At 70.4% G+C, this 19,419-nt stretch carries 19 protein-coding genes and 1 riboswitch; of the genes, 9 read left to right on the forward strand and 10 right to left on the reverse strand.

Annotated elements, in window-relative coordinates:
• The first annotated feature begins 9 nt into the window (after positions 1-9).
• The 3 genes from thiD (at position 10) to ACWDKQ_RS16530 (ending at position 3,190) form a co-directional block, all read left to right on the forward strand.
• Positions 10-876 carry a bifunctional hydroxymethylpyrimidine kinase/phosphomethylpyrimidine kinase gene (gene thiD / locus ACWDKQ_RS16520; RefSeq protein ID WP_450139624.1) on the forward strand — a complete coding sequence of 289 codons (867 nt, stop codon included), beginning with the start codon at positions 10-12 and terminating at the stop codon, positions 874-876.
• A 172-nt stretch (positions 877-1,048) separates the two neighbouring features.
• The gene (locus ACWDKQ_RS16525; RefSeq protein ID WP_450139604.1) at positions 1,049-3,034 is read left to right on the forward strand and encodes an FUSC family protein; all 1,986 of its coding nucleotides are present in this window, start codon (positions 1,049-1,051) and stop codon (positions 3,032-3,034) included.
• A 21-nt stretch (positions 3,035-3,055) separates the two neighbouring features.
• On the forward strand, positions 3,056-3,190 hold the full coding sequence (locus ACWDKQ_RS16530; protein WP_450139605.1) for a hypothetical protein: 135 nt from the start codon (positions 3,056-3,058) through the stop codon (positions 3,188-3,190).
• A gap of 31 nt (positions 3,191-3,221) precedes the next feature.
• On the opposite strand, the gene thiG is transcribed toward ACWDKQ_RS16530, so the two are convergent.
• The 3 genes from thiG to thiO all read right to left on the reverse strand — a co-directional run bounded on the left by thiG (position 3,222) and on the right by thiO (position 5,452).
• On the reverse strand, positions 3,222-3,986 hold the full coding sequence (gene thiG, locus ACWDKQ_RS16535) for a thiazole synthase (protein WP_450139606.1): 765 nt from the start codon (positions 3,984-3,986) through the stop codon (positions 3,222-3,224).
• 147 nt (positions 3,987-4,133) lie between these two features.
• Entirely contained in the window at positions 4,134-4,334 is a 201-nt protein-coding gene (gene thiS / locus ACWDKQ_RS16540) for a sulfur carrier protein ThiS (protein WP_450139607.1), read from the reverse strand.
• Entirely contained in the window at positions 4,322-5,452 is a 1,131-nt protein-coding gene (gene thiO / locus ACWDKQ_RS16545; RefSeq protein ID WP_450139608.1) for a glycine oxidase ThiO, read from the reverse strand. The genes thiS and thiO overlap by 13 nt, the downstream gene beginning before the upstream one ends.
• Positions 5,443-5,548, reverse strand: a riboswitch (TPP riboswitch). It overlaps the preceding gene by 10 nt.
• A gap of 121 nt (positions 5,549-5,669) precedes the next feature.
• Between thiO and thiE the strand changes: the two genes are divergently transcribed.
• Positions 5,670-6,341, forward strand: coding sequence for a thiamine phosphate synthase (gene thiE, locus ACWDKQ_RS16550; protein ID WP_450139609.1), 672 nt, complete (start codon positions 5,670-5,672; stop codon positions 6,339-6,341).
• A gap of 112 nt (positions 6,342-6,453) precedes the next feature.
• Here the strand turns inward: thiE and ACWDKQ_RS16555 are convergent, their stop codons facing one another.
• The 3 genes from ACWDKQ_RS16555 to ACWDKQ_RS16565 form a co-directional block, all read right to left on the reverse strand.
• Positions 6,454-7,581 (reverse strand): S1 family peptidase, encoded by a 1,128-nt coding sequence (locus ACWDKQ_RS16555; RefSeq protein ID WP_450139610.1) that lies wholly within the window; start codon positions 7,579-7,581, stop codon positions 6,454-6,456.
• Positions 7,582-7,737: 156 nt separating this feature from the next.
• Entirely contained in the window at positions 7,738-8,661 is a 924-nt protein-coding gene (locus ACWDKQ_RS16560) for a hypothetical protein (protein ID WP_450139611.1), read from the reverse strand.
• Between the two features lie 251 nt (positions 8,662-8,912).
• Positions 8,913-9,668: a GntR family transcriptional regulator gene (locus ACWDKQ_RS16565; RefSeq protein WP_450139612.1), complete on the reverse strand. Its 756-nt coding sequence runs from the start codon at positions 9,666-9,668 to the stop codon at positions 8,913-8,915.
• A 310-nt stretch (positions 9,669-9,978) separates the two neighbouring features.
• Between ACWDKQ_RS16565 and ACWDKQ_RS16570 the strand changes: the two genes are divergently transcribed.
• The 4 genes from ACWDKQ_RS16570 (at position 9,979) to ACWDKQ_RS16585 (ending at position 14,149) form a co-directional block, all read left to right on the forward strand.
• Positions 9,979-11,247: an extracellular solute-binding protein gene (locus ACWDKQ_RS16570; RefSeq protein WP_450139613.1), complete on the forward strand. Its 1,269-nt coding sequence runs from the start codon at positions 9,979-9,981 to the stop codon at positions 11,245-11,247.
• Between the two features lie 2 nt (positions 11,248-11,249).
• Positions 11,250-12,215, forward strand: a complete 966-nt coding sequence (locus ACWDKQ_RS16575; protein WP_450139614.1) for a carbohydrate ABC transporter permease — start codon at positions 11,250-11,252, stop codon at positions 12,213-12,215.
• A complete protein-coding gene (locus ACWDKQ_RS16580) occupies positions 12,212-13,033 on the forward strand; it encodes a carbohydrate ABC transporter permease (protein WP_450139615.1) in 822 nt (273 codons plus the stop codon). The genes ACWDKQ_RS16575 and ACWDKQ_RS16580 overlap by 4 nt, the downstream gene beginning before the upstream one ends.
• A gap of 66 nt (positions 13,034-13,099) precedes the next feature.
• Positions 13,100-14,149, forward strand: a complete 1,050-nt coding sequence (locus tag ACWDKQ_RS16585; protein ID WP_450139616.1) for an SIS domain-containing protein — start codon at positions 13,100-13,102, stop codon at positions 14,147-14,149.
• Positions 14,150-14,373: 224 nt separating this feature from the next.
• Here ACWDKQ_RS16585 and ACWDKQ_RS16590 read toward each other — a convergent pair whose 3' ends face one another.
• Complete coding sequence (locus ACWDKQ_RS16590; protein ID WP_450139617.1) at positions 14,374-15,216, reverse strand: amidohydrolase family protein; 843 nt, start codon at positions 15,214-15,216, stop codon at positions 14,374-14,376.
• Positions 15,217-15,450: 234 nt separating this feature from the next.
• Between ACWDKQ_RS16590 and ACWDKQ_RS16595 the strand changes: the two genes are divergently transcribed.
• Entirely contained in the window at positions 15,451-16,413 is a 963-nt protein-coding gene (locus ACWDKQ_RS16595) for an N-acetylglucosamine kinase (RefSeq protein WP_450139618.1), read from the forward strand.
• Between the two features lie 212 nt (positions 16,414-16,625).
• Here ACWDKQ_RS16595 and dapA read toward each other — a convergent pair whose 3' ends face one another.
• The 3 genes from dapA to ACWDKQ_RS16610 all read right to left on the reverse strand — a co-directional run bounded on the left by dapA (position 16,626) and on the right by ACWDKQ_RS16610 (position 19,280).
• Positions 16,626-17,465, reverse strand: coding sequence for a 4-hydroxy-tetrahydrodipicolinate synthase (dapA, locus tag ACWDKQ_RS16600; RefSeq protein WP_450139619.1), 840 nt, complete (start codon positions 17,463-17,465; stop codon positions 16,626-16,628).
• Positions 17,466-17,494: 29 nt separating this feature from the next.
• The gene (locus ACWDKQ_RS16605; RefSeq protein ID WP_450139620.1) at positions 17,495-18,139 is read right to left on the reverse strand and encodes a DUF3159 domain-containing protein; all 645 of its coding nucleotides are present in this window, start codon (positions 18,137-18,139) and stop codon (positions 17,495-17,497) included.
• 409 nt (positions 18,140-18,548) lie between these two features.
• On the reverse strand, positions 18,549-19,280 hold the full coding sequence (locus tag ACWDKQ_RS16610; RefSeq protein ID WP_450139621.1) for an ESX secretion-associated protein EspG: 732 nt from the start codon (positions 19,278-19,280) through the stop codon (positions 18,549-18,551).
• Positions 19,281-19,419: the final 139 nt, after the last annotated feature.

Raw genomic sequence — 19,419 nt, forward strand, 5'->3', positions numbered from 1 at the left:
ATGAGGTGGATGCACGAGATCTCGGCCGGGCACGAAGTCCGGCCCGCGAACGACACCGCCCCTCCGACCGCGTTGACCATCGCAGGATCGGATTCCGGCGGCAGTGCCGGGATGCACGCGGACCTGCGCACCTTCTTCGCCTTTGGCGTGCACGGCATGACCGCGGTCACCGCGGTGACCGCGCAGAACACCGTCGGCGTCACCGGCCTGGTGGAGATCCCGCCGGAGACCGTCGCCGCGCAGGTCGACGCGGTCGCTTCGGACATCGGTGTGGACGCGGCAAAGACCGGGGTGCTCGCCTCGGCCGCCACCATCGAGGCCGTGCTGGACGCCTGCGACAAGCACGGCATCGGCCGCGAAGCCCGCACGCCGTTCGTCGTGGACCCGGTCGCGGCCTCCCGCAGCGGCGAACCGCTGCTGCGCCCGGACGCGCTGGATGCCTTGCGGTACAAGGCTTTTCCGCGCGCCACGCTGGTCACCCCGAACCTCGACGAGGTCCGGCTGCTGACCGGGATCGACGCCCGCACCCGCGCGGACCTGCTCGACGCCGCGAAGGCCATCTTCGACTTCGGCCCGCAGTGGGTGCTGGTGAAGAGCGGTCACCTGGCCGACGACCCGGAGTGCATCGACGTGCTCTTCGACGGCAACGAGGCGATCCCGCTGCCCGGCCCCCGCTACGCGACGGTGCACACCCACGGCGCGGGCGACGTGTTCGCCTCGGCGATCACGGCCGCTTTGGCGAAGGGTGCCTCGATGCCGGACGCGGTGCGCAGCGGGAAGCGGTTCGTCACCCGCAGCGTCTCGCACGCGTACCCGCTCGGGGCCGGGGTGGGCCCGGTGTCGACGTTCTGGAGCGTCAGCCCTCGCTCCTTTTGAAACCCCCAACCGCCCCCCTAATAGAGTGATTTTTGTCCCGGATATGTAACCCGAATGGCGTGCCCCATCGACACAGTGGTTGAGAAGCGCGTATTTCCCGAGACTGCGGGACATCCGCGGTTGCGGTCTGCTGCGCGCTGCGCGCACGACGACGACAGGGGTTTGCAACAGCGTGGCTAAATCGGTGTGGACACGAGTGCGGGGACTGCTGGCCACCGAGGCAGGAGCGCCGGACCCCCGACAGCGGCAGTACGCCATGCTGGCGCTCGTCGCCGTGGTGGCCGGCACCGCCATCGGATGGATCTTCGACCTGCAGACCCCGGCGCTGATCGCCGGGTTGACCGCGGTGCTGGCGCTGGTAGCCACCGGCGGCCAGTCGCTGCGATCCGACCTGCGCCGGTTCGTCTGGTTCACCCCGGCGCTGGTGCTCGTGATGACCGTCGGCCCGCTGCTGGTGAACATCCCGGTGCTGGCCGGGCTCGCGGTGGCGCTGGTGGTCTTCGGCAGCGGCATGCTGCCCGCGCTGGGCGAGCACTACCGCATCGGCGGGCAGACCTTCGCCGCCGCGACGCTGGTGTCCACCACCACCGGGATCGGCTCCGACCAGCCGGTGCTGATGCTGCTCGCCTCGACCGCAGCCGGCGCGCTGTTCGCACTGGTCCTGCGGGTGATCATCGGCCTCGGCGATCCGACCAGGGCGACTCGCGTGGCGGTCGCCCGAACGCTGCTCGAACCCGGGCCAGGCGTGGTCGAATCGGCCGCCGCCGCGTGGCGCGCCGACGGTTCGGCCACCTGGCTCGGCCAGGTGCTGGCCGGCGCGGCTCGCTCCCGCGCGGCGCGCGAAACCCTGCTCGCGCAGGCCCAGCAGAGCGACCGGGCGGAAGCCGCCCGCCTTGAGCAGATCGTCGCGGAGGCCGACCAGGTCGCCGCCGAACTCGCCCGTGCAGTGCGCTCCCGCGCCTGCACCGGACTGCCAGCCGCGGCTCGCCGCGACCCGGCGCAGGCCGTGGTGGCGCGCGGCGGACGGCAGGACCTGCCGGACGTGGTCCAGGGCCTCAACCAGGGGCTGGACCGGATCCGCGCCGCGGTGATGCGCCGCGTCGAGACCCCGCTGCCGCCGCCGGCTCCAGGCGCGCGCCGGGAGCGGGTCATGGGCGCGGTCCGCGCGCACCTCTCGTTCCGCTCGTCGCTGTTCCGGCACGCGCTGCGCTGCACCCTCGCGGTCGCCTTCGGCATGGTGATCGTCCTGCTGCTGCGCGACCCCTCGGCGTCCAGCCTGCTGCTCGCGCTGTACGTCGTGCTGCAGCCAGCGGCGCGGGACAGCATGACCGGCGCGTTGGAGCGGACCGGTGGCGCGGTGCTGGGCGTGACCGCACTAGCCGTGCTGATCACCCTGCTGCCGGGGACGTTCCTGCTGGTGCCGCTGGTGATCGGCGGCATGCTGCTGAACATGACACGGCTGCGCGCGGACTACCAGGCGCTGCTCGGCTGCCTGATCGTGGTGACCGTCGTCGACCAGGCGATGCGGCTGGACCGACCGCTGGTCAACGTGGGCATCAGCTTCGCGGCGAACACCGCGGTCGGAGCGGCCATCGCGCTGAGCGTCGGCTACGTCAGCTACCTGGTCCTGCCCAGCAGCATCCTGCCGGACGTGCGCGGCGCGGTGCGGTCCACGGTGTGGGCGGTGTCCGAACTGCTGCGCAGCGTGCGAGCGGCCGGCCAGGGCGTCGATCTGCCCGTGGCGCTGCAGGCGGCGAACGTGCTGGCGCTGCGGCGCACCCAGGACCTGCTGGGCATGCCGGCAATGCTCGACGGGACCGGTGAGGAGACCGACGACGACCGCGCTACGCGTGCGGCGGCAATCGCGCTCGACGCGTTGCGGCAGGACGTCGCGACGCTCGCGTTCCGGCCTGAAGCCGAGCAGGCAGTCGCGGTTCCGGCGCTGCGCGCGGTGGACGACCTGCTGGGCGGCAAGCCGACGGCGAAGATCCCGGACGTGCCGGCGGGCAGCGCCCCGGCGACGGAGCTGCTGGCGAGCTCGCTGGTGGAGAACGCCCTGCACGCCCGCCAGGCGATCGACCGGACCTTCGGCTACGACAGCCCGTGGAAGAGCTACACGATCAGCTTCGTCCGCCCCGAACGCCTCCACATCCGCTGACCCGGGTACCGAACCCGGATGATGTCGCTGGTGCTGGCCGCCAAGCTGCTGGCGGTCGGCGCCGGCGCGGCGATCATGATCGTGGACGGCTTCATCGGCATCGGTGTGGGCTGGCGGCTCGGCAGGGACCGGCCAGCCCCCGACCGGTTCTGGTGAGCCGGTCCCGGTCGGCCAGCGCCCTCCGCTCTCACTCCAGCGGACGGCCGGGGCTGGAGGCCTGGGCCCAGAAGCGCTTGGGAATTCGGCCCGCCAGGGACGCCAGGCGGCCTCCCTCGACCGCCGCTCGCATCGCCGCCGCCATGCGCTCCGGGTCCTGGGCGCGGGTCACCGCAGTGGCCAGGAGGACGGCGGAGCAGCCGAGCTCCATCGCCAGCGCCGCGTCCGAGGCCGTGCCGATGCCCGCGTCCAGCACGACCGGCACCGATGCGCGAGAGACGATCATCTCGATGTTGTGCGCGTTCCGGATGCCCAGGCCGGTGCCGATCGGCGAACCGAGCGGCATCACCGCCGCGCAGCCGACCTCCTCCAACTTCAGCGCCAGCACCGGGTCGTCGTTGGTGTAGGCGAGCACCACGAAGCCCTGGTCGACCAGCTGTTCCGCGGCGTCGAGCAGCTCCACCGGGTCGGGCAGCAGGGTGTCCTCGTCGGCGACTACCTCCAGTTTGACCCAGTTCGTCTCCAGCGCCTCCCGCGCCAGCTGCGCGGTCAACACGGCCTCAGCCGCCGTCCGGCAGCCCGCCGTGTTCGGCAGGGCTTCGATGCCGAGCTTGCGCAGCAGGTCGAGCACCCCGGTGCCGCCGCCGGCGTCTGAGCGGCGCATCGCCACTGTCGTCAGCTCGGTTCCGGACGCGATCAGCGCACGCTCCAGGACCGCGAGGTTCGTCGCCCCTCCGGTCCCGGTGATCAGGCGCGAACCGAACTCGCGGCCTGCGATCACCAACGGGTCGTCCATAACTCTCCTAATGATGGGTTCGGGTGGCGCGGAAACCGATGCTCCGGTTCGAGGCGCATGTACTTCATCTGCCCCGCAACGGGTCGGTTCGGGCTGGCCCGCAACCTTCCGGGTTGTAGCCCCTCATCCGGGTGGGGCGGAGCCACGTCACCCTCCTTGCACTGCGGTGAGGACCTCGATGGTGGCATCGGGGCTCAGCGTGGTGCCCGGCCACATGGCACGCGGCACCACCGCCCCGTCCAGCGCCACGGCCACGCCCCGGTCGGGCACCCCGAATTCCTGCAGCACCGTCGCGAGCACTGCGTCGGCGGCTACCTGCCGGGTCTCCCCGTTTATCACGACGTGCACTGCTGTCCTCCCCATCGGCTCGGATCGGCGGCCTTGATCTCGGTGGCAGGCTCCTCGCCGTGCAGCAGCGCGAGCACCGCCTCGACGGTGACCGGGGCGAGCAGGAAGCCGCCGCGGTGATGCCCGGTGGCCGCCAGCACACCAGGTTCCAGCCAGCCAATCACCGGCAGGTTGTCGTCGGTGCTCGGGCGCAACCCGGCCGCGGACTCGACGAGCTGGTACTCGGTGATACCCGGCATCAGCCGCTCGGCGGCGGCGATCAGGTCCCGCACCCCGCCCACGGTGACCTCGGTGTCGAACCCGACTTCGTACTGGGTGGCGCCGAGCACCAGCCCGCCGTCGTCGCGCGGCACCAGATAGGTCTGCCGTCCGCGCACCGGGCCGCGGATCGTGCGGCTGGGCGGCGGCAGCGCCGTGGTCCGCGCGCGCAGGCGGAGGATTTCGCCTTTCACCGGCCGGATTCGGTCCTTCAACGCGGGGTGCAGCGCGCCCGAGTGGACGCCCGCCGCGATCACCGCGACATCGCAGTCCACAGTGGAATCGTCTTCGAGCTCCACCGCGCCAGGCCGGACCCGCTTCGCGTTCGCGGCGACGAAATCGACGCCTGCCGCAGCGGCGGCCGCGCGCAGCGCAGCCAGCGCGAGGCGGTTGTCGGCCGCGAGGTCGCCCGGCACCTCAAGCCCACCGCGCACCGCCGGTCCCAGGGATGGCTCCAGGTGTCGCACCTCCCGGCTGGTCAGGCGGGTGACGGTGCGGCCGAGCCGGGCGAGGTGATCGACGAGGCTGTCCAGCTCGGCCCGGTCGGCGCTGTCCACGCCGACGACCAGGGTTCCCTCACGGCGCAATCCCGAAGGCAGGCCGGAGGCTCGACCGAGCTCGTCGGCGAACGCCGGCCACAGCCGCAGCGACGCCTCGCCCAGTTCCAGCAGTTCCTCTTCGCCGGGCCACGCCTCGGCGATCGGCGCCAGCATCCCGCCGGCCACGTTGGAAGCCCCGGACGCCGGTTCGGCGTCGACGAGCTGCACCCGATGTCCCGCGGCGGCTGCGCGCCAGGCCACGGACATGCCGATCACGCCGCCGCCGACAACGACGACGTACTTCTTCCGTCCTTCAGACACTTCACGCTCCCTGCGCCGGCATGACCCGGATCAGGTTCGACGGTCGGGGCCAACGCCCCCTCTCAGCCCGGTACCCGGACTCCCGTGCTCACCGAGGACCACCGTACCGGGCGAGGATCGCGACGTCAGGAGCGAGGTCGAGCAATTTTCACGATGCCCGGGGCGTGAGCGCCAAGCGCGTCCGGCGACCGCGCCGCAGGGGGCTACCCTGTGGAACATGCCTGGATTGGACGGCTTCGGCATCCGCGCCCGCCTCGACGAATCGCGGCTATACCTGTGCACCGACGCGCGCACCGAGCGCGGTGATCTCGCGGAGCTCGCGGACGCCGCCTTGGCCGGCGGGGTCGACATCATCCAGCTGCGGGACAAGAAACCGAACGGCGCTCCGCTGGAGGCCCGCCACGAGCTGGCGGCGCTGGAGGTGCTGGCCGAGGCCTGCGTGCGGCACGGCGCGCTGCTCGCGGTGAACGACCGCGCTGACGTAGCGATGGCTGCCGAGGCCGACATCCTGCATCTCGGGCAGGACGACCTGCCGGTAGAGATCGCCCGGCGCATCGTCGGCGAGCACGTCGTGATCGGCCGGTCCACGCACGACGTGGTGCAGGCCGATGCCGCGGCCACCGAACCCGGTGTGGACTACTTCTGCACCGGTCCGGTGTGGACGACCCCGACCAAGCCGGGGCGCCAGGCGGCTGGGCTCGACCTGGTGGAGCACGCCGCGGAGCACCGCGGGCACGGTCGGCCGTGGTTCGCGATCGGCGGCATCGGCCCGGACAACCTCGACGAGGCACTCAAGGCCGGGGCGGAGCGGATCGTCGTGGTCCGCGCGATCACCGAAGCCGAGGACCCCCGGGCGGCAGCCCGAGAACTCCGCGACCGCCTGGGCTGACGCCCGTCGATCCCTGGCCCGCACCGAACGTGCACCGAGAGCAGTTGCACTGAAACCGTGACACTCCGGACATGACGCGGCCCCTGGCTGATCGCCGGGGCCGGTCGGGGAGTTACTGGGTGAGCAAGCTCAGGCCGTAGGCCTGGAGGATCTCGTTCACCGGCTGGAAGTAGGTCGTGCCGCCGGAGGTGCAGTCGCCCGAACCGCCCGAGGTCACGCCCTGGGCCTGGTTGCCGGACAGCCACGAACCACCGGAGTCACCGGGCTCTGCGCAGACGTCGGTGCGGGTCAGGCCGGTCACGGTGCCCTGCGGGTATCGCACGGTCTGGTTCTTGGCCTGCACCGAACCGCAGCGCCAGCCCGTGGTGGAACCGGAACGGCAGATGGACCCGCCCACGGCGGACTCGGTGGAGCCGGCCACGCTGACGTTGCTGCCGTTGTACTGGTTCACCAGCGCCCTCGGAGTCTCCTCGGCACCGACCCGGACCCAGGCGTAGTCGTTGTCCGGGAACGACGAGCCCTCGAACCGGCCAGTGGGCTGCGACGTGGTGTCGCCCTCGTTGCCGCAGTGCCCGGCGGTCACGAAGCCGCCCCGCACCGAAAACCCGACCGAACAGCGGGCGCTGCCGATGTAGTAGGCGTTGCCACCGATTACGTCGGCCAAGGTGCGCGGGTTCTCGATCGACTCCACAACCCGCACCGCGTCCGAGAGAACGCCAGTGGACCGCACGAACTGCGCCGCCTCAACGGCACTGCCCAACCTGGTGGTGACGACGACGGAGTTTGTGCGGCTGTCGGCGTACCAGCCGGAAACCTGCTTGGGGGCTGCGGCGCTGCGAAGGTTCAGGCCCTCGACTACCCCGTTGAGCTCCTCGATGGAGTAGTCGACAAGCGTGGGCTCGGCACCGGCCGCCCGCACCGCGTCGAAGGCGGCCGGGTCGGTGACGCCGACGACGAGCTTGCCCCTCGCCGGGTCGAAGTACGCCCCGCCGAAGGTGCCACCCAGCGAGCCGCGGAGCTGCTGCTCCGCGCGATTGGCGTCGGCTTCCTGGTCGAGCCGCTGGAGGGCCTGGTCCCGGTCGAGTCCCAGATCGCGCTGCATCGCGTCGAGCAGGGTCACCGCTTCGCTCGCGAGCGGCGCGGTTTCAGTGGTGGCGGTGGCTGGCATGGTCAGCGCGGCCACTGTCCCCGTCGCCAACATCACGGTCCCGGCCACCCGGGCCGCGAGTCTGCGCTTCATCTGATGTCTCCCTCTATGAGCTGGATCTCAGAGCCCCGTCGCCGATCCAGTATCAGAGGAAATCACCAGCCCCACATCTCTCTTTCGCCCCATAGCGTCCAAAACGCCCCGTGCGCAACTCGATCGAGTTGCACAGGGGCGCCTGACCTGTGGTTTTTATCGCCCAGAAGTGGACTGCTGCAGCTCACCCGTCCTAGCGGCGGGGTCGCGCGGGTCGACGACGCCCGATTCCGGTGCCTGACTCGGCGGCTCGGTCGAGGTCGGAGCCTGCGTCGGCTGCTGGGTGGGTGCCGGGGCCTCCGCGGTGGGTTGCTCCGCCGGCTGCTGGGTGGGTTTCACCTCCATCGACGGCTGCGGCTGCTCGCTCGGGGTCTCCTGCGGCTTGGCCGGCTTGGCCGGGGCGCTGGGCATTGGCTGCGAATCGCGGTGCAGCACCTGGCCGAGCGTCGTTCCGCCGTCGCCACCGGAAAGCGGCTTGCCGGTCACACCTTCGACGCCGGTGACGATCAGCATGCTCAGCACGAAAGCCGCCGCGCAGCTAGCGGCCACCACGACCCACCGGCCCCGGAGCTTGCGCCGATCGGAGCTCGGCCCCCTCTCGACGACCTCGGTCGCCTGCTCCGTTCCGGGCCAGCTCAGCATTCGGGTGGCGGCCTCGGTGTCGATCTTCGCCGTGCGGTCCTCGTCCACCACCGTTTCCCCGCCCGGCCAGTGCATGCCGGGCGTCAGGCGGATGTGCCGCGTCGCCTCGACCTTCTGGCCCTCCTTCGACACGAAGCGCGTGACGGTGGTCCGCTTGAGCCGCTTCTCGGAGGCCTTCGCGGCGGCGTGCACGGCCTTCGCCTTCGCGCTGTCGAACGACCGCTGGTAGAGCGCCCCGCCCACGGTGATGACCACGCTCGTCAGCGCGGCGCCGAGCATCGTGCCCGCCACCCCGAGCCGGGATCCCAGGAAGGCCGCGGTCACCGAGGCCAGCGCCGCTCCCGCGACCTGAGTCGGTGACAGGTCGAGCTTCTTCCTGGACTTCTCCCCCTCCTCTGCCGATTCCTGCTCGCCGGACTCCTCTTTCTGCCTGACCATGGCTCCCACGCTCTTGATGCACTCTCTCCAGAACGTTCTAACGGGGGAGCACAAGCGGTTTCTCCATAACGTTGCCGAACCGTGAGGACTCCCACTTACGCGTAACGCCGCGGCCCACAACGACGAGGGGCACCCGACGGGGTGCCCTTCAAACGGAGAAAACACAGTTTTAGCGCAAACCGGCGCGTTTAGCGCAAACCGGCGCGTTTAGCGCAAAACCGGCGCGTTTAGCGCAAAACCGGCGCGCCGGTTCAGTTGGGCGGGTTGAGCCGCGCGACGAACTTGTAGCGGTCGCCGCGGTAGATCGACCGCACCCATTCCACCGGGCGCCCCTCGGTGTCGAACGAGTGCCGGGACAGCAGCAGCATCGGCAGGCCGACGTCGGAGCCGAGCAGCTCGGCCTCCTCCGGGCTGGCGAGCGCTGTCTCTATCGTCTCCTCGGCGTGCCCGAGCTCGACGTCGAAGTTCTCGCGCAGCACCTGGTACAGGGAGCCGCCGGATTCCAGCCGACCGGTCAGTCCGCGGAACCTGGCCAGCGGCAGGTGGGTGGTCTCGATGGCCATCGGCTCGCCGTCGGCCAACCGCAGGCGGCGCAGCCGCAGCACGGTCGAGCTCGGCTTGGTCCCGAGCAGCGCGGCCAGTTCCTCCGCGGCCGGTTCCTCGACGACCTCCAGCAAGCGCGAGGTGGGCTGGCGCCCCTGGGCACGCATGTCCTCGGTGTAGCTGCTCAGCTGCAGTCGCTGGGCGACCTTCGGCTTGGCCGCGAAGGTGCCCTTGCCCTGCACCCGCAGCAGCCGCCCTTCCACGGTCAGCTCGGCCAGCGCCTGGCGCACCGTCGTGCGCGAGACGTCGAACTCGGCGGCCAGCGAGCGCTCGGTAGGAATCGGCGCACCCGGCGGCAGGGATCGGAGCATGTCCAGCAGGTGTTGCTTGAGTCCCCAGTACTTCGGTTCGCGTTGTGCGCGTCCGGGCGAGTCTGCCCCACCGGACACGGACGTTTCGAGCATCGTTCCTCCTACCGCAACCTTGCCGCCATTGTTCCGCTCCCCGAGGCGTCGAGTCGTCGCCATGCCGAGTCCTATACCTCAGCATGTCCGAGAGTCGGCCGTGCGAGCGTCGCGGACGGCGGGGTTGCCGTCACGATGCACGAGCGCCCGAAGCTCAAGCCAGCCTTATTCGTGCATGAACAGTAGCGCTGAAAAGTCTTGACATCGCGTGCCACGGACCACAATCTTCATCACATTGGTCTACACCAAAACGGCGGGTGTTCGGTTCAGCACCCGCGGCTCCGCACTGGCGCGGAGGAAGGGGCGAACGTTGAAGACCTGGAGAGCACGCGCAGCGGCAGCCGCCCTGTCGTTGACACTCGCCGGCTGCGGCGGCGGGGCTGGCGAGAGCGACAACAAGCTGACCGTCTGGTTGATGGACGGCTCGGCGCCCGACGTGCTGATCGACAAGCTCAACAAGGAGTTCGAACAGGCCCACCCGGGCATGAAGGTCGACTACCAGATCCAGCAGTGGAACGGCATCCAGGATCGCCTGACCACCGCCCTGACCAGCAACGACCCGCCGGACGTGATCGAGCTCGGGAACAGCCAGACCGCGCAGTTCTCCTCCGCGGGCACGCTGCTGGACCTCACGGGCGACGCCGAGGGCATGAACAAGTCGCAGTGGGTGCCGGCGCTGGCCGAGTCCGGCGCGTGGGAGGGCAAGCAATACGCCGTGCCGTTCTACGCCGCCAACCGCGTCTTCGTCTACAACAAGGAGCTGTTCCAGCAGGCCGGCATCACCCAGCCACCCACCAACCGCGACGAGCTGCTCGCCACGATCACCAAGCTTGAGCAGAAGCACGGCGCGGACCCCGACTTCCAGTCGCTCTACCTGCCGGGCCAGTCCTGGTACGCGTTGCTGTCGTTCATCTGGGACTCCGGCGGCGACCTCGCCGTCCGCGACGGCGCCAACTACAAGGGCGCCCTGGACACCCCCGGGGCCCGCGAGGGCGTCGAGTTCTACCAGCAGCTGGTCAAGACCTCGGAGACGTCCGCCCCGGCCGACACCGACGAGGCCGAGCCGCAGCAGGCCGAGGTGTACGCCAAGGGCAAGGTCGCGATGATGATCGCGCTGCCCTGGGAGGTGCAGACAGCGGCGAAGACGAACCCGCAGATCGCCGAGCTCTCCGGCGCCTTCCCGATCCCGTCGAAGCACCCCGGCAAGACCGCCCCGGTTTTCCTCGGCGGCTCCACCCTGGCCATCCCGGCGGGCAGCGCCGACGCCGCGGCCGCCAAGGACTGGCTGAAGCTGCTGACCAGCCAGAAATACCAGACCCAGATCGCCGACAGCGGCGTCGTGCCGGGCGCCTCGCAAGACACCAACTCGCTGGAGAAAAACCCGGTCAGCGCGGCCATGGCCGTTGCGTCGAGAAACGGCAAGGTGCCGCCGGCGGTCCCGCAGTGGGCGGCCATCGAGTCCGGGCACAACCCGCTGAAGGACATGATGACGGCGGTGCTGACCGGCCAGAAGTCGGTCGTCGACGCCACGATGGAGGCGAACGACAAAATCACCAAGGCGCTGGCGGGCAAAAACTGACCATGACCGCCACGCATACCCGCCCGGCGCCGGGCACTGCGGGTTCGCCCGTGGTGCCCGGCGCCCGGCGCCGCCCGCGAGTCCGGGAGGCGATGCCGTACCTGCTGCTCGCCCCCGCGGTGCTCGCCCTGATCACCCTGCTCGGCTGGCCCGCGGTGAACGTCGTCGTGACCAGCTTCCGCAAGCTCGACCTCGGTGAGCTCACCCGCGGCGAGTTCACCTGGATCGGCTTCGACAACTACGCCCAGATCCTCTCCAACCCCGAGTTTTGGACCGTCACGGTCCGGACCGTGGTGTTCACCGCGTGCATCGTGGTGACCACGGTGGTCGGCGCCCTGCTGCTGGCGTTGCTGATGAAGCACGTGCCGGCGGTCCCGCGGGTAGTACTGCAGGTCAGCCTGCTACTGGCCTGGGCGCTGCCGCAGCTGGCCGCGACCACGGTATTCCAGTGGATCTTCGACCAGCAGTACGGCATCTTGAACAAGACGCTGGTGCTGCTCGGCTTCGACTCCTTCGCCGGGAACTCCTGGTTCTCCAGCGGCACCAGCACACTGACCGTGGTGGGCATTCTGATCGTCTGGCAGGCCGTGCCGTTTGTGGCGATGACGCTGTACGCCGCGCTGCTCGGGGTCTCCAAGGACCTCTACGAATCGGCCGGGATCGACGGCGCGGGCGGTTGGCAAACGTTCACCTCGATCACCTGGCCGCACCTCAAGCCGGTGCTGATGATCGTGACGTTCCTGTCGATCCTGTGGGACTTCAAGGTGTTCTCGCAGGTGTGGGCGATGCGCGAGGGCGGCCCGGACGGCGGGAGCACCACGTTGCCGGTCATGCAGTACCTCGAAGGCATCGCGGGTAAGCACTTCGGCGTGGCCGCCGCGGTCAGCGTGCTGATGGTGCTCGTGCTCGTCGTCGTCTGCGCCCAGTACCTGCGGCTGCTGCTGCGCTCTCAGGAGGTGGAGCTGTGAGGACCCGCCGGATCGGGTTGTCGGTGCTGGCCGTGGCCATCGCGCTGGTGTTCGCGTTCCCGACGTACTGGATGTTCGCCAGCTCGCTCAAGCCACGCGGCGAGGTGCTGTCGACGTCCTACGACCTGGTGCCGAACTCGGTCACGTTGCAGAACTACGCGACCGCGCTGCTGGGCTCGGACTTCCTCCGCTACCTGGGCAACAGCCTGCTGGTCACGCTCACCGCAGTGGGCTGCTCGCTGGTCGCGGGCACGTTGGCGGCGCTGGCGATGAGCCGGTTCAGGTTCCGCGGGCGCAAGGGCTTCCTGATGCTCGTGCTGATCGCGCAGATGGTGCCGTTCGAGGCGCTGATGGTGCCGATGTTCCTGTTCATGCGGGATCTGGGGCTGCTGAACAAGCTGCCCTCGCTGATCCTCGTCTACTGGATCACGACGCTGCCGTTCACCATCTGGTCGCTGCGCGGGTTCATCGACGGGATCCCGATGGACTTAGAGGAGGCCGCGATGGTGGACGGCTGCGGCCGGGCCGAGGCGTTCCGGCGGGTCACCCTGCCGCTGCTGGGGCCGGGCCTGGTGGCCACCTCGGTGTTCGCGTTCATCACGGCATGGAACGAGTTCCTGTACGCGCTGATCTTCATGCGCTCCGAGGACCTCCAGACGCTGCCGGTGTTCCTGAAGACCTTCCAGAGCGCGTTCGGCACGGACTGGGGCGCGACGATGGCCTCGGCCACCTTGTTCACGCTGCCGGTCCTGGCGTTCTTCCTGGCGGTGCAGCGCAAGATGGTGTCGGGCGTCACGGCGGGCGCAGTGAAGGGCTAGCGGCGCTTCGCGCCTGACAACCCGCGGCAACCCCACATAGTATTGGTCTAGACCTGAAGGGAAGGGATGGGCCTGATGACCGCCACCCCCGGTCAGCACATGACCGACGAGATCTCCCAGCAGCCCGCGATCTTTGCCGACCTGCTAGCCGGCCGGGAAGCGATCGCCGAGGTCGCCGCGACGATCGCGCAGCGCCGGCCGCGCTTCGCGCTGCTGGCCGCGCGTGGCTCCAGCGACCACGCCGCGCTCTACGCGAAATACCTGATCGAAGTCCTGCTCGAACTGCCCGTCGGGCTGGCATCGCCATCGACGACCACGCTCTACGGCGCACAACCGGACCTGACCGACGTGCTACTGGTGTCGGTCAGCCAGAGCGGCGGGTCCCCGGACTTGCTGGAGGTCACCGAGTCCGGCCGCAAGCGCGGCGCGCTGACGGTCGCGGTCACCAACACTGCGGACTCGCCGCTGAACTCCGCTGCGGAGCTGTCGGTGGACATCCGAGCGGGCCGCGAGAAGGCGGTGGCCGCGACCAAGACCTACAGCGCGACGTTGCTCGCCCTGTACCTGCTCATCGACGCGGTCCGGGGCGGGACCGGCACGAACGTGGAGCCAATCCCCGAGCTGGCCGCGACCGCCCTGGACGCGGTTCAGAAGGTGGTGGACGACGCGGTGCGCCGGTACCGCTTCGCGGAGCGGATGGTCACCACCGGCCGCGGCTTCTCGCTGGCCACCGCCTCCGAAGCGGCGCTGAAGCTTGCCGAGACCAGCTATCTGTCGGCCCGCTCCTACAGCGGCGCCGACCTGCTGCACGGCCCGGTCGCGGCGGTCGACGAGGACACCGCGGTGCTCGCGATGTGCAGCAAGGGGCGCGGCGGCGACGCGATGCGCGAGGTGCTCGACGTGGTCCACGAACGCGGGGCGGACGTCTGCGCCATCGGCTCGGCGGCATCGGACGTGCGCGCCTCGCACCGCATCCAGGTGCCGGACTGCGTCGAGGAGCTGGCACCGGTGCTGGAGGTCCTACCGGTCCAGCAGCTGGCCCTCGGGCTGGCGCTGGCCCGCGGATCCGACCCCGACAACCCGCGAGGCCTGAAGAAGGTCACCCGCACCCGGTGACGGTTGCGGAAGGAGAAGCGAACGGCCTGTTTACTCCGCCTATCGACGCGAACAGTCCGTTCGCCCCACTCCGGCGGCGCTCAGCGCGGCGCGGGCCTTTCCACGGCGGCACAAGTTAACGCCCGCCTCACCGAGGGGGCGGGGTGAGACGGGCATCGCCAGGCTACGCCGAACGGAGCAGGCCGCAAGCCCCGGGGCGCGGTGTTCGGTAGAGGCTAAAGGTCCTAAATGTCGTACACCTCGCGAGCCGTGGCGTCGAACACCGCCGACCGCTGCCGGTCTCCGAGGCCCGCAGTCAGCTGCCGGGCCAACTCCACAACCTGCCCGTAATCGGCGGCCAGCAGGCACACCGGCCAATCGGAGCCGAACATCAGCCGCCCCGGCCCGAACGCCTCCAGCAACGCCTCCGCGTAGGGCGCCAGCCTCACCGGATCAGGTTGCCGGGCCCAGTCGTCCTCGGTGACCAGACCGGACAGCTTGCACACCACGTTCGGGAACGCGGCCAGCGCCCGGATCCGGCTCGCCCACGGCTCCAGCTTGCCGGTGGCCACCGGCGGCTTCGCGCAGTGGTCCAGCACGAAGGTCAGCTGCGGGAACTGGCCGACCGCCTTGATCGCGGCCGGCAGCTGGTGCGGGCGGACCAGCAGTTCGTACACCAGCCCGGCGGCCTCGACCGCCGCCAGCCCGTTGAGCACGTCCGGGCGGATCAACCAGTCCGGATCAGACTCGTGCTCGACCTGGTGCCGGATGCCCTTCAGCCAGCCGCCGGACGGGTGGGCCTGCAGGCGACCGATCTGCTCGCGGGCGTCCCGCGCGGTCAGGTCGACCCAGCCGACCACCGCCGCGATGCGGTCCACGCTGTCGGCCAGCACCAGCATCTCGGGTGTCTCGTCCGGGTCGGCGGCGGTCTGCACCAGGACCGTGGCGTCCACCGCGGAGCCCTTGAGCGCCGCCTGCAGGTCGGCTGGCCGGAAGTCGCGGCGCAGCGGCTCCATCCCGGCCCCGACGATCCACGGCTGATCCCGGACGTCGAGGTCCCACAGGTGGTGGTGGGTGTCGACGGTCATCGAGCTCCCCCGCAACGGCCCGCGTTTCCGGCGGTTACCGCAACCGAACCATCCAAACAGGACAGTCCGGGGCATGACCCGGCAAGGTCATCCATGTCCAGCTCCCCGACTGATCAAGCAACGCCTCGATGTATAGCCGCTCGCCACTCCAGATTCCAGGGGTTTGCGGGAACGGTCGTGACCGGTTTTATCGCGCCCACCACCATTCCCGGTCGCGGCGGGTAGAAAGAGCGCATGCACGGCGACGAAGCGGCCCTCGTACTCGGCTTGGACATCGGCGGCACCAGCAGCCGGGCCCTAGTAAGCGACCTGTCGGGGCGGGTGCTCGGCCGCGGCGAAGCGGCCGGCGGCAACCCGAACTCGCACCCGGCCGACCAAGCGGTGCGGCAGATCGCCAACGCCACGCGGTCCGCGGTCGCCGAGATCGATCCGGCGGCAGTGCGCAACTGCGTGATCGGCATGGCCGGGGTCAGCAAGATGGTCGATCCGGAGTTCAGCACGCTCTTCGACCACGCGTGGTCCCGGCTCAGCCTGCACTGCCCCAGGCGAGCGATCAGTGACTGCGAGGTGGCCTTCGCGGCGGGCACGCCGGAACCCGGCGGAACGGTGCTGATCGCGGGAACGGGGGCCATCGCGGCCCGGATCGAGCAGCACCGGATGGTCGCGACCATCGGCGGCCACGGCTGGCTGCTCGGCGACGAGGGGTCGGCGTTCTGGCTGGGCCGCGAAGCGGTGCGGGCAGCGCTTCGCGCGCTGGACCGCGACGAACCGCTGCACGGGCTCACGGCAGCCGTGCGCGATCGACTCCTGCCGAACGCACCGGATGCGCCGACGGCGCAGCGCAAGCAGCTGATCAGCACGGTGAACGCGGCCCCGCCGATCCGCTTGGCGGAGCTCGCACCCCTGGTCACGGCGGCCACGGACGAAACGGCAGCCGACATCGTCCTGCGCGCCGCCCGCGTCCTGGCCGACACCGCTGCGGCCACCCGCGCCCACGGCGAAGCCAGAACGATCGTGCTGGCCGGCAGCCTGCTGGCACCGGGCAACCCGGTCCGCGAGGTCCTGCGCGGCACGCTGTCAAAGCGCGGCTTCCGGGACCAGCGCACCGCAGGCCCTGGTGAAGTGGGCGCGGCCTGGCTGGCGGCTCTGGACCTCACCGCGGACGCGGAAACCCTCCACGAACGCCTGCTCGGCTGACCATTTGTGACGGCTTCCCGCGAGCGCTGCGCGCAGGTCGCCGTCTCCTTCACGACCTGTCGCGCCGCAGCGTGGTCAGTCAGTGCTGCGGGGTCCAGAACTGGCGGCATCCTGCTGGTCCGCTGAGCGGCTTTCTCGATCTCCGCGCTGCGCTGATCAGCCAGGACCGCGGGTCTGCTGGGCGGCTCCGGCTCAGCAGACCCGCGGCGCCATCACAACCCGACGTCCTGCAAACCCTTGCGGATGACGGCCAGTTCCGACTCGTCCGCGTCGACCAGCGGGAGGCGGACGCCTCCGACCCGGTGGCCGGTCAGGTTCAGCGCCGCCTTGACCGGGATCGGGTTGGTCGTCACCGACAACGCCGCGTACAGGGGCTTCAGCACGGCGTCGATCTCCGCTCGGTGCTCCGGCTCGTCGACCATTCGCCGCATCAGCGGACCCACCAGGTGGCTGGCCACCAGGATGCCGCCGAGACCTCCGAGGTCGAGGGCCGTCGCGAAGCCGTCGTCGTTGCCCGCGTACAGGCCGAGGCCGTCGATCTGGGCGAGCGCGGCGTTGTCCGCCTGCTTGACGTAGTCGATGTGCTCGACCTGGGCGAGCTCGGCGAGCAGGTCGTGCGGCAGCGACAGGCCGATTCGGGACGGCACGTTGTAGAGCACCACCGGCTTGTCCGTGGCCCGAGCGATCTCGGTGAAGTGCCGTACCAGCCCGCGCCGGTTCGGGCGGTTGTAGTACGGGGTCACCGAGAGCACCGCGTCGGCACCGAGCGCGGTCGCCCGCTCCGTCATCTCGCAGGCGTGCACGGTGTTGTTCGACCCGGTCGAGGCGATCACCGTGACACCCGCCGGACGTTGCGCGCAGGCCAGCTCGATGAGCCGCAGGTGTTCCTCGTCGGTGAGCGTGGGCGCCTCGCCGGTCGTCCCGCAGACCACGATGCCGTCGGAGCCGTGGTCGATCAGGTGGCGGAAAAGCGCGAGGAAGGCGGATTCATCGACGCGCAGCTCGTCGTCGAACGGGGTGACTATCGCGGTGATCACGCTGCCGAGAGACATGACCGCATTCTGCTCCTCGAGCCGCGCGGTCACGACCGCGGATGCCGCAGCCCGGGGTGCTCCGGCGGCAGCGACCGCCGCACCACCCACCAGCTCGCCGCCACGCAGACCGCCACCAGCGGCCAGGTCAGCACGACCTGCGCGATGGTCAGCGCACCGGTGGCGCCCAACAGCCACAGCGGGATGAACACGGCTAACCGCACCACGTACTGCCCGACCCAAACCCAGCTCGCCCGGCTGTAGGCGCGCAGCAGCACCGGATCGCGGCGCCACCGCCGGGCCTGGCCGAGCGCCGCGCCGACGACCACGCCGAGCAGCGGCCAGCGGATCACGATGCTGATCATCCAGACGAGCGCGCTGAGGGCGTTGGACGCCAGCCGGGGCAGGAAGAAGTCCGCGGCGTCGCCGGTGTACAGCGCGATCAGGGCACCGCCCAGGACCGCGAGCAGGCTGATCAGCACCGCCAGCGGCCGGGCGCCCCGGCGCAGCCGCCAGCCCGCGATCAGCGCGCCCACCACCACGGCCGCGCCGCCACCGATGGCGATCGACTCGCCACCGAGGAACCACCCGAGTCCGAACGCGATCGGCGGCAGGCTCGCGTCGACCGCGCTGCCGCGGCCGCCGAGCAGCCGCACGAACGAGTCGCGGTCGTCGCGGTCCGTTGCGATCTCCACCTGCCGGTCCTGGGTCACGGAACCCAGCCTGCCCTAGCCAGGGCCCCGCCCGCACCCACCACCCGTGGCGCGAACCCTGTCCGGTTCCGGAAGTCCCCCTGCTCGTCCGCACGGCTTACTCCTGCGGCGGAGCTCAGAGCCCGAGGCGCGTGCGGGCAATGCTGACCTTGCGATGCGGCGCAGCGGGCTGGGACGTTCCCCGTAACGATCTTGGTGCCCTGGAAAGACTGTGGACAACTTCGGACTGCCGTGGACAACTTCCGCAATTTCAATGACCGTTTGCCAACCTCTTCTTGCGTTGCAACGCGGGTAACGGAACCTAGCGGTCTTCTCGGCTGTGGGGTCCCGGACTTGTGCATGAAGCTCATTGAAATTGCGGAAACCTAGTTCCGTGTGCCGTCTTAGACGATCAGTGCCGGCGGGCGCGGTCGAGGAGGGCCGCCAGCTGGCCAGCGATGCGGGGCTTGTCCGCCGGGCGGCAGGTGACGACGTCCTGGCCGTCGGCGCGCTCGCCCTGCAGGATGTAGCGGCCCCGGTCGTTGTCGAACCAGATCAGGTTCGGGAGCCGGTCGCGCGGCCCGCCCCGGCGGGAGCCGCCGACCACGAAGTGCCCGAGCCGGTACTTCTGCGCCGACGTGATCGCGCGCAGCTCGGCCAGCCCGTCGATGTCCGCATCGGTCGGGCGGCCGTGGCTGCGGTCCGCCACCGCGCGCACCTCACCGCCACCGCCGGGCGGCGCGTCGGGCAGCAGGTCGGCGCACACCCTCGGCAGGGCGTCCGGGGCGAGAAAGCTCATCCGCAACTCCGTGCCGTCGAACACGCCGACCACGCCGACCTCCCCCGTCGCCACGACCCGCGCGGCGAGCCGTTGCCCGGCGCGCACGTCGAGCAGCCCGGCGGCGGCGATCGACACCTCGGAGCTGCACAGCAGGTACAGCGCGTCCTCGACCTCGGGCTCCGGTCGGCCGTTGCGAGCCAGGCCGGTCGACTCCAGCTCCTGCAACACCTGGGCGGCGAGCCGGTTGCGGTCGTCCGCCTCGCCGATTCGCGGGAGATCGAACGGGTACTGGCGCACGGTGAGGTTCAGCTGCTCACCGAGCAGGTCGACGGCGGGGATCGACAGGGTGATCGTCTCGACCATCACAGCTCATTTCGAGTCGGGGTGCGCTGACCGGGGCCCCCGGCCGGCCGCCAAACCCGGCCCCCGCCGTGGCACGTCGTGTTGGGCAGGCCAGGCCAGGGAGCCGCCGTCGTCACCGCAGAAAGGGAAAGCGTAGAGG

The sequence above is a fragment of the Saccharopolyspora sp. NPDC000995 genome, from assembly GCF_053599315.1.

What these genes read in the sequence shown, in the direction of transcription:
- thiD (WP_450139624.1), top strand. Translation starts at nt 10, where the DNA reads ATGCACGAGATCTCGGCCGGGCACGAAGTCCGGCCCGCGAACGACACC.
- ACWDKQ_RS16530 (WP_450139605.1), top strand. Translation starts at nt 3,056, where the DNA reads ATGTCGCTGGTGCTGGCCGCCAAGCTGCTGGCGGTCGGCGCCGGCGCG.
- thiG (WP_450139606.1), bottom strand. Translation starts at nt 3,986, where the DNA reads ATGGACGACCCGTTGGTGATCGCAGGCCGCGAGTTCGGTTCGCGCCTG.
- thiE (WP_450139609.1), top strand. Translation starts at nt 5,670, where the DNA reads ATGCCTGGATTGGACGGCTTCGGCATCCGCGCCCGCCTCGACGAATCG.
- ACWDKQ_RS16555 (WP_450139610.1), bottom strand. Translation starts at nt 7,581, where the DNA reads ATGAAGCGCAGACTCGCGGCCCGGGTGGCCGGGACCGTGATGTTGGCG.
- ACWDKQ_RS16560 (WP_450139611.1), bottom strand. Translation starts at nt 8,661, where the DNA reads ATGGTCAGGCAGAAAGAGGAGTCCGGCGAGCAGGAATCGGCAGAGGAG.
- ACWDKQ_RS16565 (WP_450139612.1), bottom strand. Translation starts at nt 9,668, where the DNA reads ATGCTCGAAACGTCCGTGTCCGGTGGGGCAGACTCGCCCGGACGCGCA.
- ACWDKQ_RS16575 (WP_450139614.1), top strand. Translation starts at nt 11,250, where the DNA reads ATGACCGCCACGCATACCCGCCCGGCGCCGGGCACTGCGGGTTCGCCC.
- ACWDKQ_RS16585 (WP_450139616.1), top strand. Translation starts at nt 13,100, where the DNA reads ATGGGCCTGATGACCGCCACCCCCGGTCAGCACATGACCGACGAGATC.
- ACWDKQ_RS16590 (WP_450139617.1), bottom strand. Translation starts at nt 15,216, where the DNA reads ATGACCGTCGACACCCACCACCACCTGTGGGACCTCGACGTCCGGGAT.
- ACWDKQ_RS16595 (WP_450139618.1), top strand. Translation starts at nt 15,451, where the DNA reads ATGCACGGCGACGAAGCGGCCCTCGTACTCGGCTTGGACATCGGCGGC.
- dapA (WP_450139619.1), bottom strand. Translation starts at nt 17,465, where the DNA reads ATGTCTCTCGGCAGCGTGATCACCGCGATAGTCACCCCGTTCGACGAC.
- ACWDKQ_RS16610 (WP_450139621.1), bottom strand. Translation starts at nt 19,280, where the DNA reads ATGGTCGAGACGATCACCCTGTCGATCCCCGCCGTCGACCTGCTCGGT.